This is a genomic window from Micromonospora sp. CA-248089, from assembly GCF_050948515.1.
Classification (GTDB): domain Bacteria; phylum Actinomycetota; class Actinomycetes; order Mycobacteriales; family Micromonosporaceae; genus Micromonospora.
Map to the genome: position 1 here is coordinate 3,117,215 of NZ_CP192016.1, position 15,587 is coordinate 3,132,801.

General features: G+C 74.5%; 16 protein-coding genes. 10 read left to right on the forward strand and 6 right to left on the reverse strand.

Annotation, left to right across the window (positions count from 1 at the left end; translation table 11 throughout):
• Positions 1-285: 285 nt before the first annotated feature.
• The 3 genes from ACQP26_RS14800 to ACQP26_RS14810 all read left to right on the forward strand — a co-directional run bounded on the left by ACQP26_RS14800 (position 286) and on the right by ACQP26_RS14810 (position 3,336).
• A complete protein-coding gene (locus ACQP26_RS14800; protein WP_269706386.1) occupies positions 286-1,875 on the forward strand; it encodes a DHA2 family efflux MFS transporter permease subunit in 1,590 nt (529 codons plus the stop codon).
• Positions 1,876-2,002: 127 nt separating this feature from the next.
• The gene (locus ACQP26_RS14805; RefSeq protein ID WP_269706385.1) at positions 2,003-2,230 is read left to right on the forward strand and encodes a hypothetical protein; all 228 of its coding nucleotides are present in this window, start codon (positions 2,003-2,005) and stop codon (positions 2,228-2,230) included.
• A 35-nt stretch (positions 2,231-2,265) separates the two neighbouring features.
• A complete protein-coding gene (locus ACQP26_RS14810; protein ID WP_269706384.1) occupies positions 2,266-3,336 on the forward strand; it encodes a PIN domain-containing protein in 1,071 nt (356 codons plus the stop codon).
• Positions 3,337-3,439: 103 nt separating this feature from the next.
• On the opposite strand, the gene ACQP26_RS14815 is transcribed toward ACQP26_RS14810, so the two are convergent.
• Positions 3,440-4,699 (reverse strand): hypothetical protein, encoded by a 1,260-nt coding sequence (locus tag ACQP26_RS14815; RefSeq protein ID WP_433495988.1) that lies wholly within the window; start codon positions 4,697-4,699, stop codon positions 3,440-3,442.
• A gap of 91 nt (positions 4,700-4,790) precedes the next feature.
• Between ACQP26_RS14815 and ACQP26_RS14820 the strand changes: the two genes are divergently transcribed.
• On the forward strand, positions 4,791-5,264 hold the full coding sequence (locus tag ACQP26_RS14820) for a molybdenum cofactor biosysynthesis protein (protein WP_433495989.1): 474 nt from the start codon (positions 4,791-4,793) through the stop codon (positions 5,262-5,264).
• 148 nt (positions 5,265-5,412) lie between these two features.
• Complete coding sequence (locus ACQP26_RS14825; protein ID WP_269706381.1) at positions 5,413-5,979, forward strand: sigma-70 family RNA polymerase sigma factor; 567 nt, start codon at positions 5,413-5,415, stop codon at positions 5,977-5,979.
• A gap of 152 nt (positions 5,980-6,131) precedes the next feature.
• On the opposite strand, the gene ACQP26_RS14830 is transcribed toward ACQP26_RS14825, so the two are convergent.
• Together ACQP26_RS14830 and ACQP26_RS14835 are read right to left on the reverse strand one after the other, a co-directional pair.
• Positions 6,132-6,866 (reverse strand): zf-HC2 domain-containing protein, encoded by a 735-nt coding sequence (locus tag ACQP26_RS14830; RefSeq protein ID WP_269706380.1) that lies wholly within the window; start codon positions 6,864-6,866, stop codon positions 6,132-6,134.
• Between the two features lie 49 nt (positions 6,867-6,915).
• Entirely contained in the window at positions 6,916-8,316 is a 1,401-nt protein-coding gene (locus ACQP26_RS14835; RefSeq protein ID WP_433495990.1) for an acyl-CoA synthetase, read from the reverse strand.
• A 113-nt stretch (positions 8,317-8,429) separates the two neighbouring features.
• Between ACQP26_RS14835 and ACQP26_RS14840 the strand changes: the two genes are divergently transcribed.
• Entirely contained in the window at positions 8,430-9,557 is a 1,128-nt protein-coding gene (locus tag ACQP26_RS14840; protein WP_433495991.1) for a CaiB/BaiF CoA transferase family protein, read from the forward strand.
• A gap of 17 nt (positions 9,558-9,574) precedes the next feature.
• Here the strand turns inward: ACQP26_RS14840 and ACQP26_RS14845 are convergent, their stop codons facing one another.
• The gene (locus ACQP26_RS14845) at positions 9,575-9,991 is read right to left on the reverse strand and encodes an ASCH domain-containing protein (protein WP_269706377.1); all 417 of its coding nucleotides are present in this window, start codon (positions 9,989-9,991) and stop codon (positions 9,575-9,577) included.
• 61 nt (positions 9,992-10,052) lie between these two features.
• A complete protein-coding gene (locus ACQP26_RS14850) occupies positions 10,053-10,931 on the reverse strand; it encodes an alpha/beta hydrolase family protein (protein ID WP_433495992.1) in 879 nt (292 codons plus the stop codon).
• Between the two features lie 107 nt (positions 10,932-11,038).
• On the opposite strand from ACQP26_RS14850, the gene ACQP26_RS14855 reads away from it, so the two are divergent.
• Positions 11,039-11,575 (forward strand): GNAT family N-acetyltransferase, encoded by a 537-nt coding sequence (locus tag ACQP26_RS14855; protein ID WP_281577956.1) that lies wholly within the window; start codon positions 11,039-11,041, stop codon positions 11,573-11,575.
• Position 11,576: 1 nt separating this feature from the next.
• Here ACQP26_RS14855 and ACQP26_RS14860 read toward each other — a convergent pair whose 3' ends face one another.
• Complete coding sequence (locus ACQP26_RS14860; RefSeq protein ID WP_269706374.1) at positions 11,577-11,987, reverse strand: MmcQ/YjbR family DNA-binding protein; 411 nt, start codon at positions 11,985-11,987, stop codon at positions 11,577-11,579.
• A gap of 164 nt (positions 11,988-12,151) precedes the next feature.
• Between ACQP26_RS14860 and ACQP26_RS14865 the strand changes: the two genes are divergently transcribed.
• The 3 genes from ACQP26_RS14865 (at position 12,152) to ACQP26_RS14875 (ending at position 15,585) form a co-directional block, all read left to right on the forward strand.
• Complete coding sequence (locus tag ACQP26_RS14865; protein ID WP_269706373.1) at positions 12,152-13,267, forward strand: WD40/YVTN/BNR-like repeat-containing protein; 1,116 nt, start codon at positions 12,152-12,154, stop codon at positions 13,265-13,267.
• Positions 13,264-13,560 (forward strand): MoaD/ThiS family protein, encoded by a 297-nt coding sequence (locus tag ACQP26_RS14870; RefSeq protein ID WP_281577953.1) that lies wholly within the window; start codon positions 13,264-13,266, stop codon positions 13,558-13,560. Before ACQP26_RS14865 ends, ACQP26_RS14870 begins: the two co-directional genes overlap by 4 nt.
• 108 nt (positions 13,561-13,668) lie before the next feature.
• Positions 13,669-15,585 carry a beta-propeller domain-containing protein gene (locus tag ACQP26_RS14875; protein WP_433495993.1) on the forward strand — a complete coding sequence of 639 codons (1,917 nt, stop codon included), beginning with the start codon at positions 13,669-13,671 and terminating at the stop codon, positions 15,583-15,585.
• Positions 15,586-15,587: the final 2 nt, after the last annotated feature.

Below are 15,587 nucleotides of genomic sequence, written 5' to 3' on the forward strand. Positions count from 1 at the left end.
ACCTTCGTCACGGTCACCGCCGCCGGTCCGGGCCTCGACAAGACTGGCGAATCGGCGCGCACCTGCCCTTTCCGCGAGCCGACGGAGCACTTCCGAGCCGGTGACGCGGCGGCTCCGGGCACCGCGGTGGTTCGCCCCTCGGCAAAACCGGCCGCGTCTCGTCGCAGGTCATGGCTACGCTGTCGCCCGGACGCCGCCCGCCGCGCGTTCCGCCCGCGCTCCACCGACGGCGCGCGGTGCCGCCACCGCCACCTTCGTGCCGGACCGGATTCCAGGAGACCGTCAGTGACCCAGCAACCCGTCGCGACGTCGACGAAGCTCGACGCCGCCGTACTCAAGGTGGCCGGCGTCGTCGTGCTCGGTGCGATCATGTCGATCCTCGACGTGACAGTCGTCAGCGTGGCGCTGCCGACGTTCCAGAGCGAGTTCGACGCCACGTACGCCCGCGTCGCATGGACCATGACCGGCTACACACTCGCGCTGGCCACTGTCATTCCGCTCAGCGGCTGGGCCGCCGACCGGTTCGGCACGAAGCGCCTCTACATGGTGGCGCTGGCGCTGTTCACCATCGGCTCCGGGCTCTGCGCCACCGCCGACTCGATCGGCGAACTGATCGCCTGGCGGGTCGTCCAGGGCCTCGGCGGCGGCATGCTCATGCCGCTCGGCATGACGATCATGACCCGGGCCGCCGGCCCGCACCGCATCGGCCGCCTGATGGCGGTGCTCGGCATCCCGATGCTGCTCGGCCCGATCACCGGCCCGATCCTCGGCGGCTGGCTGATCGACGTGGCGAGCTGGCACTGGATCTTCCTGATCAACCTGCCGATCGGCCTGGTCGCGCTCGTCTACGCCCAGCTGGCGCTCCCCAAGGACAACGCCGAGCCGTCCGAGTCGTTCGACTTCCTCGGCATGCTCATGCTCTCGCCGGGTCTCGCGCTGTTCCTCTACGGCATCTCCACGCTGCCCGAGACCGGCACCGTCGCCGACACCAAGGTCTGGCTGCCGATGCTCGTCGGCGGCGCGCTCGTGGTCGCCTTCGTGCTCTACTCGTTCCGGCCCCGGCACCCGCTGCTCGACCTGCGGCTGTTCCGCAACCGCAACCTGACCATCGCCGCCGTCACCATGTTCGTGTTCATCATCGCGTTCATGGGCGCCGGCCTGCTGTTCCCCAGCTACTTCCTCCAGGTGCGCGGCGAGACGACGCTGACCGCGGGCCTGCTGATCGCGCCGCAGGGCATCGGCGCGATGCTGACCATGCCGATCGCCGGCATGCTCGCCGACAAGGTGCCGGTCGGCCGGACGGTGCCGTTCGCGCTGGTGCTCATCGCGGCCGGGTTCTTCACCTTCACCCAGCTCGGCACCGACACGTCGTACTGGCTGCTCTGCGGCTCGCTGTTCGTGATGGGCCTCGGCATGGGCGGCACGATGATGCCGATCATGACCTCGGCGCTGAAGACGCTCAGCGCGGCCGAGGTGGCGCGCGGCTCCACGCTCGTCAACATCCTCCAGCAGATCGGCGGTTCCGTGGGCGCCGCGGTCATGTCGGTCATCCTCACCAGTGAGCTGAACGGCTCGCAGCCGATCCCCGGCGTCACCGACCCGGCCACCGGCGCCCCGCTGACCGAGGCCCAGCTCGCCATCGCCGCGCAGCAGCAGCCCGAGCTGCTCCAGCAGTTCCCGGTGCCGCCGTCGCTGATCGAGCGCGGGCTCGACTTCGCGGCGAACTCCTTCTCCACCACGTTCTGGGTGGCCTTCGGTCTGGTACTGCTGACCTTCGTCCCGGCCGCGTTCCTGCCCCGCCGCCGCGAGCCCTCCCACCTGCTCGACGGGGACCCGGGCGAGGACAAGCGTCCGATGCCGGTCCCGATCCACTGACCGCCGCCGTGGCCCGGGGCCGGACGCGTTCGCGTCCGGCCCCGGGCCGTTCCGGCGTCGCGATCCGCCACCCCGGCCAGGGCCGACGCCTAGGATCGGAACCGGAACCGGAGGAAGGCGGGCCAGCGTGAGCGCAGACGACGACGCGCAGCGGTCGGCGCGACGGCGCAACCGGCTGCTGCTCGCGGGCCTGCTCGCCGTCGTCGGGCTGATCCTGCTGCTGCTCGGGCTCACCGTCGCCACCGGCACCGTCGCCGGCGTCGAGGTGGTGCTCGCGCTGTTGCTGCTGGTGACCAGCTACGCCATCCAGCGGGTGGCCCGCCGCGAGACCGTCTACCGCGACGAGCGGCGCTGACCGGCGCGGCGGTCCGGCCGGGCTAGGCTGCCTCCGTGGATCACGAAGACCGCATCGCGCTGTTCCTCGACTACGAGAACCTGGCCCTGGGCGTCCGCGACCATCACGGCGGCCGGCCGTTCGACTTCCGGCCGATCGCTGACGCGCTCGCCGAGCGGGGACGCGTGGTGGTGCGCCGGGCGTACGCGGACTGGTCGTACTTCGACGAGGACCGGCGGATGCTCACCCGCTCACACGTCGAGCTGATCGAGATACCGCAGCGGATGGGCGCCTCCCGCAAGAACGCCGCCGACATCAAGATGGCGGTGGACGCGGTCGAGCTGGCGTTCGAGCGCGGCTACATCTCCACGTTCGTGATCTGCACCGGCGACAGCGACTTCACCCCGCTCGTGCACAAGCTGCGCGAACTCAACAAGCGGGTGATCGGCGTCGGAGTCGAGAAGTCGACCTCCGCGCTGCTGCCGCCGGCCTGCGACGAGTTCCTCTACTACGACCGCCTCGAAGGCGTGGACGTACCGCCGCCCGCCGCCCGCCGGTCGCGCCCGGCCCGGCCCTCGCCCGCGGAGCCGGCGCCCGAGCCGGTGGCGGAGACCCCGGCCGAGGACGATTCGGCGCGGGATGTCGACACGCTCGCCGTGCAGCTCGTGCAGACAGTCGCCGGCATGCAGGGCAGCTCCAGCGGCGACGTGACCGCCTCCGCGCTCAAGCGCGCGCTGCTGCGCAAGGACCCCACGTTCAGCGAGTCCGACTATGGCTTCCGGACCTTCGGGGAACTGCTGCGCCACCTCGCCGCGCACAACGTGGTGGAGCTGGCCGCCGGGCCGGCCAAGGGCGACCCGGAGGTGTCGCTCCCCGAGCAGGGCGACCGGGAGGTCGCGTTCGGGCTGCTGCGCTCCGTGGTGGTGGACCTCGCCGCGGACGGTGGCGCGGTGGCGCTGTCCGGCCTGAAGGACCAGCTCCGGCGCGCGCGGCCCGACTTCAGCGAGAAGAAGCTCGGCTACCGCAGCTTCCTCCAGTTCTGCAAGGCGGCCGCGACGGGCGGAGCGGTGGAGCTGCGCTGGAGCCCCGACGACGGCGACTACCTCCTGACCCCCCACACTCCCTGACACGCCTCGCCCTCTCGCCCCCGGCCCTCGCCCCCGCGATCTTGCACTTTCGGCCCTCCGAAAGCGGGACGAATCCCTCACCCCCCGGGCCAGAAGTGCAAGATCAACGGTGGGTGTGCGGGTTGGTGTCTGCCTGGGCTGTCGCGCCGCGTCGGGCGGCCGGGCCGAGCCGCAGGCCCACCAGGTCCAGGAGGGTCTGCGGCTCGGACGACGCGGTCGGGCTCGGCTCGTCCGTGGGACCGGGCCCTCCGGTCGGGTCCGGGTCGCCCGTCGGGCTCACGGTCGGCGCCGGGGTCACCGGGTCGGCGGGTGGCGCGGTCGGTTCGACGGGTGCCGGCGGGCGGTCGCCGGGGCGCGTCGGCGGCGACCCGGCGACAGGTGGTGCGGTGGTGAGGACCCGCCCGCCCGGCAGGGTGACCGGGTGACGCTCCGGTCGCGGCGCGGACCGGGTCGGCCGGGGAATCGGCGGCGACGACGGGCCGGCCGGAGTCGCCGTGTGCGGGGCCGGAGGTGAGGGAGTCGCGGCGGGAGCGGTCGCCGGATGGGTCGCCGGTCGGTGCGCCGGATCGGTCTGCCCGGCGGTGGCCGTCCAGGTGCCGGCGGAGGTGACGCTCAGCAGCACCGCCACCGCCGCGACGCCCGCTGCCGCCAGCCGCTGGGGGAGCGCCCGTTCGGCCGGGGCGTCCCACGGGCCGAGCGGCCGGGGTGGCCGGGGCCGGGCGGCCCGGTGCGCGGACCGCAGCGCCTCGACGTCCTCGACGACCGCCTGTCGCGTGCCGGTGGCGCCGGCGTGGGCCAGGGTGAGGTAGAACCGGGCGTTCGCCGCGCCAGGTGCCGGTACGCGGAGACCCGCCGGGGTGCCACCGTCGGCGCCGTGCAGCAGGGAGACCGGGCGGCCCGGGTGGTGCCCGAGGCCGTGCAGCTCCCGCAGGGGCCAGTCCCGCCGGACGTCGTGCCCGGCGAAGGCCACCCGCCGGTCGGTCACCACGGCGGCGCCGCTGTCGACCACGCGCAGTCCCGCCGGTAGCGGACCGTCGGCCGGGTCGAGACAGTCGGCGAGTGTGCGGCCCGGCACCGGCAGCCCGGGCAGGTGCCGGGCGGTGGCCTCGACCAGGTCGACGGTGGGCAGGATGCGGTAGACGATCTCGCCGTCGTCCAGCGGCACCGGCAGCGGGGTGCCCGGCAGCGCGCAGCCGTGGAAGCCTGCCGCCTCCATCGCCAGCCGGTCGAGGTGTTCGGCGTGCCGGCGCCAGATCCGGGCCGCCGACTCGTACGCCCGGCGCCGGCGCTCGTTCTCGCGCCGGGCCCAGGCCAGCCGCCGCCGCGGATGAGCCCCGATCGCGTCGTGTCGCCTCGCCGTCACACCTGGTACAACGGCCCTGCTCGGGACACGGATACGTGAGCGCGGCTATCGTCCGGTTTGGCAATGGTATGCCCGCGATTAGACTTCGGGCATGCCGCGGATCGTCCAGTTGCTGGCCTCGCCCGTACACCGGTACGTGGGCCGCCCGGCGGACGGGCCAGCCCCGGCGCCACCGGGTGAACTGGTCGACGAGGTGCAGGTGCGCGCCGGACTCGGCATCGTCGGTGACCGCTACTTCGGTCGTCCCGCGCACCGGCAGGCGAGCGTCACGCTGATCGCGCGGGAGTCGCTACCGCCCGGCGCGGACCTCACCCAGTTGCGGCGCAACGTGCTGACCGACGGGATCCCGGTGGACGAGCTGGTCGGGCGCGTCCTCACGCTCGACTCCGGTGCCGGCCCGGTCCGGCTGCGGGTGCACCGGGCCGCCCCGCCCTGCGCGTGGCTCGACGTGGTGGTCGTCCCCGGTACGTGGAAGGCGATGCGCCGCCGTGGCGGCGTCCGGTGCGCCCCGCTCACCGACGGCGTCCTGCGGGTCGGGCCGGTCACCGTGTCCGTCGACGACTGACAGCGGGGGAACTTTTCCCAGCCGCCGGCCGACCAATCCAGGGCGGCCGGAACCCGGCGCCGGCAGGAGGGACGCCAGGAATGAACCGAGCGGGGCCCGTTTCCGTACCGTCCGGCATGAGCATGCCGGACCGGCGGGCCGGCCGCGGATGAGCCCGGACGCCGACGACGAGCAGGTGACCGGGTGGGCCCGTCGTGCCGCCCGGGGAGACCAGCTGGCCGCGGCCGCGTTCGTCCGGGCCCTCCAGGCGCCGGTGTGGCGGTTCCTCGCCCACCTGGCCGGGCCCGCCGAGGCCGACGACCTCGCCCAGGAGACGTTCCTGCGCGCGTTGCGCAGCCTGCCCGGCTTCGCGGGCCGGTCGTCGGCGCGTACCTGGATCTTCACCATCGCCCGCCGGGTCGCGGTGGACCACGTGCGGGCGGCGACCGCCCGGCCCCGCGTGGCGGCGCTGCCGGACTGGCAGGCCGCCGCCGAGGCGGCCGGCGCGGTGACCGGCGGCGGGGACGACGGCGTGGTGCTGCGCGGCCTCATCGCCACGCTGCCGCCGGACCGGCGGGAGGCGTTCGTGGCCACCCAGGTGCTCGGCCTGTCCTACGCCGAGGCGGCCGAGGTGTGCGGCTGTCCGGTGGGCACGATCCGCTCCCGCGTGGCCCGTGCCCGTGAGGACCTGGTCGCCGCCTGGTCCGGCGACGCCCGCGACCGCCGGGCCCGCTGAGGCCGCGACCGCCGGGACTCGCCGGTGTCACGACCGCCGGGACTCGCCGGGACGTCACTGCGGGATCGCGGAACGCAAAGGCCCGCGGGAACACGGGCCCGCGCGGAGAGGCAGCAGGCCCGCGCGGGGACGCACCGGCTCCGCGCGGACCGTCAGGCGGCGCGCCGGTCGCGGGCCTGTGCCGGGTACGGGCCGGGCGGCACCAGCCGCAGCGCCGGCGCGGCCGGTTCCTCGGCCGGCAGCGCCCACCGCGATCCGTCCGACCGGCGCTGCCCGGGTGGCGTGTCGCCGGGGCGCCGGCCGAGCCGGGACAGCACCAGCATCACGGCCCAGCCGACCAGCAGGAAGCCGTGGCTGACCAGACGGGTCATCGCCACCTGCCCGGTGATCAGGTCGTTCACCGACAGCAGCACGAGCGTGGCGACGAACGCGCTGAGCATCGGCAGCAGGCCGGACGGGGCGGACCGGCGCGCGGCCACGTAGAGGAACCCGGCGCCGACGGCGACGTTCCAGGCCGCCGACTCGTGCCACAGGTGCTGGCCGGAGACGTGCGCGTGCGCGACGACCGCCTCCCGTCCGATCTGGGCCAGGCCGAGCACGAGCTGCACCGCGCCGAGCAGGCCGAGCGCCCCGCGCAGGCCGAGCGTGATCCGGTGGCGGCGGCTGGGCCGGGGCGGCGGGGCGGCGGCCAGGACCGCGTCGACCAGGTCGGGTACCCGTGGGGCGAGCTGCGTACGGGCCCGCCGGGTCACCGACGCGGCGGTGTCGAACCAGGCGCGGCAGCCGGCGCAGCCGGTCAGGTGCGCCTCGGCCGCCTCGATCTCCGACCCGGACGCCTCACCGTCCAGCTGTGCCGACAGGATCTCCCGCCACTGCTCACACACCATGTAGGGATAGTCGTCCGGACGGTCCGCCTGGTTCCCGGCGGGGTGCGGGTCACGTCTCGCCCAGCCGGGACTTCTGCACCTTGCCCATCGCGTTGCGGGGCAGCGCGCCGACCAGCCGTACCTGCCGTGGCCGCTTGTGCGCGGACAGGTGCCGTGCCACGAAGTCGATCAGCTCGGTCTCGGCCACGCCGTCGCCGACCACGTACGCGGTCACCTGCTGCCCCAGGTCGGGATGGGGCGTGCCGACCACCGCCGCCTCCCGGACACCCGGGTGGGCCAGCAGCGCGTCCTCCACCTCGCCTGCCCCGATCCGGTACCCGCCGCTCTTGATCAGGTCGGTGGCGGCCCGGCCGACGATCCGGTGGGCGCCGTCCGGGTCGACAGTCGCGACGTCGCCGGTGCGGAACCAGCCGTCCGCCGTGCGGGTGGCCGCGTCGGCGTCCGGCCGGTTCAGGTAGCCGTCGAACAGCGTGCCGCCGCGTACCTGGAGTTCGCCCATGGCCGTGCCGTCGGCGGGCAGCGCGCCGCCGTGGTCGTCCACCACACGCGTGTGCACGCCGGGCAGCGGCACGCCCACCGTGCCGGGCCGCCGGGGACCGTCCGCGCGGGCGCTCACCGTCACGAGGGTCTCGGTCATCCCGTACCGCTCGACCGGCCGGTTGCCGGTCAGCCCGGCCAGCGCCGCGAAGACCGGCTCGGGCAGCGCCGCGCTGCCGGACACGAGCAGCCGGGCACCGCGCAGCGCCCGCGCCGCCGCCGGTTGCGCCGCGATCCGCGACCAGATCGTGGGTACGCCGAAGTACATCGAGGCGCCGGCGGCCGCGTACCGCTCGGGGTGCGGCCGGCCGACGTGGCGCAGCGGGCTGCCGACGCGCAGCGGGCCGAGCACGCCGAGCACCAGCCCGTGCACGTGGAACAGCGGCAGGCCGTGTGCCAGCACGTCGTCGGGGGTCCAGGCCCAGGCGTCGGCGAGCCCGTCCAGGCAGGCGGCGATCGCGCGGCGGGACAGCACCGCGCCCTTCGGCGCGCCGGTGGTGCCGGAGGTGTAGAGGATCAGCGCGGTGGCCGCCGGGTCGGGCTCGGGATGCGTGGTGTCCGAGCGCCGGGCCAGGTCCAGCGGCACGACCGGCGGCGCGCCGGCGTCCGGCGTGCCCGGCGTGGCCAGCAGCAGTTCCGCGCCGGAGTCGCGCAGGATGTGGTCGCGTTCCATCGGGCCGGCGTCCGGTGGCACGGGCACCACGGCCGCGCCGGCGAGCAGCCCGCCGACCACGCCGACCACCGTCTCCAGGGTCGCGGTGGCGGGCACCGCCACCCGGGCCGCGCCGCGCAGGTCGTCGGCGACCGCGGTGGCCGCGCGGCGCAGCTCCACCCAGGACAGCGACCGGTCCTCCACCCGGACCGCGCCCGGACGGTCGTCTGTGGTCTCGGCGAGCCGGCTCAGCAGCGGCACGGGCACACCCCTTTCCCGGTACGTCCCCGAGGTGACCGTAGCCGGACGGGCAACCCTGGCCGGGTGGGCCGTCGGGAATGTGTCATCGTGGTCGGCGGCGAGGGAGGGGTGGCATGTCGGGTCCGTTGCGCGGGGTGCTGGTCGCCGACTTCTCCCGGATCCTCGCCGGGCCGTACGCGACGATGCTCCTGGCCGACCTGGGCGCGGACGTGGTGAAGGTGGAGGGGCCGGGCGGCGACGACACCCGGGGCTGGCGCCCGCCGGTCCGCGACGACGTCTCGACCTATTACCTGTCGGTCAACCGCAACAAGCGCTCGCTGGTCCTCGACCTGATCGACCCGGGTGACCTGACGCTGGCGCACCGGCTCGCCGACCGGGCCGACGTGCTGATCCAGAACTTCCGGCCGGGCGCGCTGCGCCGCTTCGGCCTCGACCACGACGCGGTCACCGCCCGCAACGCCCGCCTGGTGTACGCCTCGATCAGCGGCTTCGGCGACGCCGGTGGCGCCGACCTGCCCGGGTACGACCTCATGGTGCAGGCCGCCGCCGGCCTGATGAGCCTCACCGGGGACGCGGACGGCCCGCCCTACAAGGCCGGGGTGGCGGTGTTCGACGTGATCGCCGGGCTGCACGCGGCGGTCGGGATCCTGGCCGCGCTGCGGCACCGGGAGTCGACCGGGCGCGGGCAGCACGTCCGCGTGGACCTGCTCTCCTCGGCGTTGTCCGGGCTGGTCAACCAGACCAGCGCGTACGTCGCCGGGGCAGCGGCGCCGCACCGGATGGGCAACGCGCACCCGAGCATCGTCCCGTACGAGCCGCTGCCCACCGCCGACGGCGACCTGGTGGTGATCGCCGGCAACGACGGTCAGTTCCGTACCCTCTGCCGGGTGCTCGGCGTGCCGGAGCTGGCCGACGACGCGCGGTTCCGCCGCAACGTCGACCGGGTCGCGCACCGCGACGAACTGCGGCCGATGCTGGTGGCGGCGCTGTCCCGGCGCGGCAGCGCGGACTGGTTCGCCGAGCTGCGCGCCGCCGGTGTGCCGTGCAGCCCGATCAACTCGGTGGCCGAGGGGGTGGCGCTGGCGGAAGGGCTGGGCCTGGAGCCGGTGGTGACTACCGGCGGCGTGCCGGGGATCCGGAACCCGATCGGCCTGTCCGGCACCCCGCCCCGATACGACCTGCCGCCACCCGACCTCGATGAGCACGGCGCGGCGCTGCGGGCCTGGCTCGCCACGGAGTGAGCCGCCCGGCCGGTACGTCAGAGCGTCTCGACCAGGCGGAAGCGTTCCAGCACGGCCGGGGTGTCGTCGTCCACTGTGAACCCGGGGTCGCCGAGCCAGCCGCGGTAGTCGTCGCCGTGCCAGAACCTCTCGTGGCCCTCCCGCCACGCGGCGACCGTCTCGAACCCCTCGCCCTCGTCGCGGGCGTGGTCGAGGTCCACCTCGCCGAGCGGGGCGACGCGGACCTCGACGAGTTCGATCACCGCGACCGGCCGGCCGGCGGAGTCGATCACCGCCGAGCGGGTGCCGACCTCGGGCAGCGGCTCGCCGTCGATCTCGTAGTCCTGCAGCAGGCCGGTGGTGGTGGTCTTGCTCCCGTCGAGCACCGCGGCGACGAGCTGGTCGCGCAGCGGACCGGGAAAGGCGAACTCGAACGTGGGCAGCTCGGCGTCCATGCGCGGCAGCGTAGCCGGGTCACGCGGGGCGGGCGACCACCTTTCGTGGCGCCCGGCCCCTTCAGCCCGGCGGCGGCAGCGTGCGGTCGAGCCAGTCCAGCAGCACCCGCTCGTACTGCGGGGAGATGCCGTCCAGGTCCTCGGCCTCGCCGAGCGTGGGGGCGTGGTCGCAGCCGGCCAGCCGGGCCACCGTCAGCTCGGCGTCGCGGGCCGTCCGCCGCCACACCGCGAGGCTCTCCTCGATCGGGATCCACGCGTCCGTCTCGCCGTAGCAGAGCAGCACCGGGCCGGTCAGCCGCGCCAGCACCGGCGCCGGGTCGTAGTCCATGTCGGTCCACGTGCCGGGCGTGGCGGGCAGCTCGTCGGGCAGGAACGCCAGCGGGAACCACCGCCGCCGCGCCGCCGCGTCGATCGCCGCCTGCGCCACCGGGCGCGGCACCTCGCCACGCTGGAACCCCTCGGCGACGCGCCGCAGCTCGGCCAGCTCGGCCAGCTCGGCCGGGCCGTAGCCGTTGCGGCGCAGCTGCTCGGCGGTGCCGTAGCGCATCTGGACCGCCGGGCTCACGCCGCTGCACCCGACCAGGACCAGGAAGCCGACCGGGTGCCGGGTGGCGGTGAGCGCCGCCGCCCACGCGCCCTGGCTGAAACCCCAGAGCCCGACCGGCGCCGCCCCGACGTGCCGGCGCAACTCGGTCACGGCCGCCGCCGCGTCCTCCGCCTGGTCGGTCAGCGGCACGTCGTGCCCGTCGGCACGGGGGCGGCGGTCGTAGCGCAGCACCGCGACCCCGGCCGGTGGCAGCAGCCGGGCCAGATGCTCGTAGAGGAAGTGGGACCGCTGCCCGGCCTGCGAGCCGTGCAGCACCACCAGGCCGCCGCGCACCGGCCCGGACGGCAGGTCCAGCACCGCCGGCAGGCCCGCCGCGCCGACAGTCGTCTCCATGCCGGGCAGTGAACCACGAAGCGCCCGCCCCCGGTGGTCCCGGCCGCCGTCCGGGACACCCGCGTGCGTACGCTGACCAGGTACGTCGCCGACCGTGGAGAACCGCCATGACCAGCCCCGCATCCCGTACCGTCCGGGTCGCCCGCCCCGGCGACGTGGCCGCCCTCGTCGACCTGATCGAGTCGGCGTACCGGGGCGAGCGCAGCCGCCAGGGCTGGACCCACGAGGCGGACCTGCTGGCCGGGCAGCGCACCGACCCGGAGATGGTGACCGCGGCGGTCACCGGCCCGGACGGCGTGGTGCTGGTCGCCGAGCAGGACGGCGACCTGGTGGCCTGCTGCCAGCTGGAACGCCGCGACGACCACGTGTACTTCGGGATGTTCGCCGTCGCCCCCGGCCGGCAGGGCGGCGGCCTGGGCCGGGACCTGCTGGCCGAGGCCGAGCGCTACGCGGCCGAGCAGTGGCACGCCGGTGAGATGCGGATGACCGTGATCGTCCAGCGCGACGACCTGATCGCCTGGTACGAGCGGCGCGGCTACGTCCGCACCGGCGAGCGGAGCCCGTTCCCGTACGGCGACGAGCGCTTCGGCGTGCCGCTGCGGCCGGACCTGGCGTTCGAGACGCTGCGCAAGAAGCTCGGCTGACTCAGCCCGGCCGGTCGACCAGTGCCACCAGCTTCTTCGGGGCCAGCACGCAGAAGCTCTCGGTGAGCAGCTCGGCGACCTCGGTCCAGTCGGTCTCGGCGTCCAACCGCAGGCCGACCACGTCGGCGGCCCAGTCCGGCTTGAAGAAGTGCGGACCGGCCGCGAGCAGCCCGGCGATCTCGTCGCCGGGGGAGCGGAACGTCATCACGCAGACCGGCTCGTCGGTCGCGGCGGCCCGCGCGTACGCCGCCTGGTGGCCCGGGCCGACGGTGAGCACGTGGGCGAAGGTGCGGCCGCGCACGCGCCAGCGGACGCCCACCCAGGCCGCTTCCTCGTAGGTCTCCGGCAGGCCGAGGCAGATCGGCCGCAGGCGGTCGAGGTGCTCGGGTGGGACGTCTCCGGGGCCGGTCATGCGCGCAGGTTAGCCGCGGCCTCCGACATTCCGGCCGCACCGGCGTGCCGCCTCCCCGCCGTGCCTCCGGCGGGGAAATGTCGTAGCCGGGGAGTACGACAGCGATGAGTTTCGGTGAGCCGCACGGTCAATGCGGGGAGAACCCTCGGACGAGAGGACGAGACATGAGCGGCGTACGAGTACTTGTCGGCACGCGCAAGGGCGCGTTCATCCTGACCTCGGACGGCAAGCGCGACGACTGGACCGTCGACGGGCCGCACTTCGGCGGCTGGGAGATCTACCACCTGACCGGGTCCCCTGTCGAACCGGACCGGCTGTACGCGTCCCAGTCCGGCGGCTGGTTCGGGCAGCTGATCCAGCGCTCGGACGACGGCGGGCGGAACTGGACGACGGTCGGCAACGACTTCGCCTACAGCGGCGAGGTGGGGGAGCACCTCTGGTACGACGGCACCCCACGCCCGTGGGAGTTCAAGCGGATCTGGCACCTGGAGCCGTCCCGGCACGACCCCGACACGGTGTACGCGGGCGGCGAGGACGCCGCCCTCTACCTGTCCACCGACGGCGGTCAGAAATGGTCCGAGCTGACCGCCCTGCGGCAGCACCCGACCGGCCCGTCCTGGCAGCCCGGCGCGGGCGGGATGTGCCTGCACACGATCCTGCTCGACCCGGCCGACCGGGACCGCATCTACGTGGCGATCTCGGCGGCCGGCGCGTTCCGCAGCGACGACGGCGGCGCGAGCTGGCTGCCGATCAACAAGGGTCTGCGCTCGGGCGAGATCCCGGACACCGACTCCGAGGTCGGGCACTGCGTGCACCGTCTCGCGCAGCACCCGTCCCGGCCGGACACGCTGTTCATGCAGAAGCACTGGGACGTCATGCGCACCGACGACGCCGGCGCGAACTGGCGGGAGGTCAGCGGCGACCTGCCGACGGACTTCGGCTTCCCGATCGCGGTGCACGCGCACGAGCCGGAGACGATCTACGTGGTGCCGATCACCAGCGACTCGCTGCACTACCCGCCGGAGGGCAAGCTGCGCGTCTACCGCAGCCGTACCGGCGGCGAGCACTGGGAGCCGCTCACCGAAGGGCTGCCGCAGTCGCACTGCTACGTCAACGTGCTGCGCGACGCGATGGCCGTCGACACGCTCGACCCGTGCGGCATCTACTTCGGCACCACCGGCGGTCAGGTCTACCACTCGGCCGACGGCGGCGACACCTGGGCGCCGATCGTGCGGGACCTGCCGGGGGTGCTCTCGGTCGAGGTCCAGGTGCTGCCGTGATCCGGGTGGTGCTGCCGGCGCACCTGAAGAACCTGGCGCACGTCACCGGCGAGGTCCGCGTCGAGGTGGCCGGGCCGCCCACCCAGCGGGAGGTGCTCGACGCGCTGGAGGCCGCGTACCCGATGCTGCTCGGCACGATCCGCGACCGGCACAGCGGGAAGCGCCGGCCGTTCGTCCGCTTCTACGCCTGCGAGCTGGACCTCTCCAACGACTCCCCGGACGACCCGTTGCCGGAGGAGGTGGTCGCGGGGAAGGAGCCGTTCATCGTGCTCGGCGCGATGGCGGGCGGTTGAGCGGCACGGCCGGCGGTTGAGCGGCACGGCAGGGAACCGCGCTCGTCACCGCCACGTCTGACCGGCATGACCCGTCACGGAACCGGAACCCGGACGCTTGGATGGACGATGGCCGCCGCGCTGGCCCTCGCCGGCTGCACCGCGTCACCGCCGGCCGCCGACCCGCCCACCGGACGGGTCGTACCGGCCGGCGGGCTGCGGCTGGTGGCCTTCGACGGCTGCGACGAGGCGCTGCGGCAGCTCCGTACGGCCGCGAAGGCGGCGGTCGGGCCGTGGGGCCTCGGCCCGGACGGCTTCATGCAGTTGGACGCGAAACGGGCGGGGGCGGTCGGCGGCGCCGCCGAAGGCGCGACGTCGGCGTCCACGCCCGACTTCTCCGGCACCAACGTGCACGAGGCAGGCGTGGACGAACCGGACCTGGTCAAGACCGACGGCCGGCGGATCGTCACGGTCAACCGGGGCGTGCTGTCGGTGGTCGATCCGGCGAGCCGCCGCGTGACCGGCCGGCTGGCGCTCGACACCGACGCCTGGCAGTTCTCCGGCGGCGAGGGGAGCCTGCTGCTGCACGGCGACCGGGCGCTCGTGCTGCTGCACGCGGGTCGGATCGTCAAGGGCCCGGTCCCGGACGGGCACAACCGCCCCGTCAGGACCTCGCAGGCCCGGCTGGTCCTGCTGGACCTCGTCGGGTCGCCCCGTGTGGTGGGGGATTACCGGATCGACGGCCTCCTGGTCGACGCCCGGCAGGTCGGCGCGACCGCCCGGGTCGTGGTCCGGTCCTCGGACCGGCTGAATTTTCCCCACCTGCCCGGCCGCCGGACCGACGCCCAGCGGATCGCGGCCAACCGGGCGGTCATCGACAAGGCCACGCTCGACGACTGGCTGCCCCGCTACGAGATCCGCGACGGCGTGCGGACCGTCGGCACCGGACGGGTGGGCTGCGACCGGGTGAGCCGTCCGGCCGGATTCTCCGGCGCGTCGATGGTGACGGTGCTCAGCTTCGACCTGGGCGCGTCGGCACTCGGCGCCGGTGACCCGGTCACCGTGTTCGCCGACGGTGACACCGTCTACGGCAACGGCCAGCGCCTCTATGTCACGAACGACAAACGCCTGCGGATGTGGCGTGGCGGGGGGGCCGGGGCAGGTGATGCCGGCACCGAGATCTACCAGTTCGACACCGCGGCGGGCACGCCACGCTTCGTCGCCGCCGGGTCCGTGCCCGGCTGGTTGATCAACCAGTACGCGCTGTCCGAGTGGGACGGTCACCTGCGAGTGGCGACCACGACGGGTGACACCTGGGGCCGGAGAACGTCGTCGCAGTCCGCCGTCTACGTGCTGCGCGCCGACGGTGCCACGCTGAAGCGGGTCGGCGCGGTGACCGGCCTGGGCAAGGGCGAACGGATCTACTCGGTGCGGTTCGTCGGCGGCACCGGCTACGTGGTCACGTTCCGGCAGACCGACCCGCTGTACGGTGTGGACCTGCGTGACCCGGCCGCACCCCGGGTCACCGGCGAGCTGAAGATCAACGGGTATTCGTCGTACCTGCACCCGGCCGGCGACGGCCGCCTGATCGGGGTCGGACAGGACGCGACGATCCAGGGACGGGTGACGGGCACCCAGGTGTCGCTGTTCGACGTGGCCGATCCGGCCCGGCCGGCGCGGATCGCTCAGCACCATGTCCCGGGCGGCTGGTCCGAGGCGGAGAACGACCCGCACGCGTTCCTGTACTGGCCGCCGGAGCGCCTGGTGGTGATCCCGGTGACCCGGCCGGGCGTGGTCACCGACCGCGCCGACGGCGTCAAGGGCACCCCGTCCGGCGGCGTGCTGGCGTTGCGCGTCGGCGACAAGGGCTTCACCGTGGCCGGTGCGGTCGACCACCCGGGCGTCCTGGCCGGCGACGGCAGGGAGTGGGCGCCGATCCGCCGCTCGCTGATGGTCGACGGCGTGCTCTGGACGGTCTCCGACGTCGGCCTCAAGGCGACCGCTCTGTCCGGCATGACCACCCTGGCCTGGGTGCCGCTGACCTGACG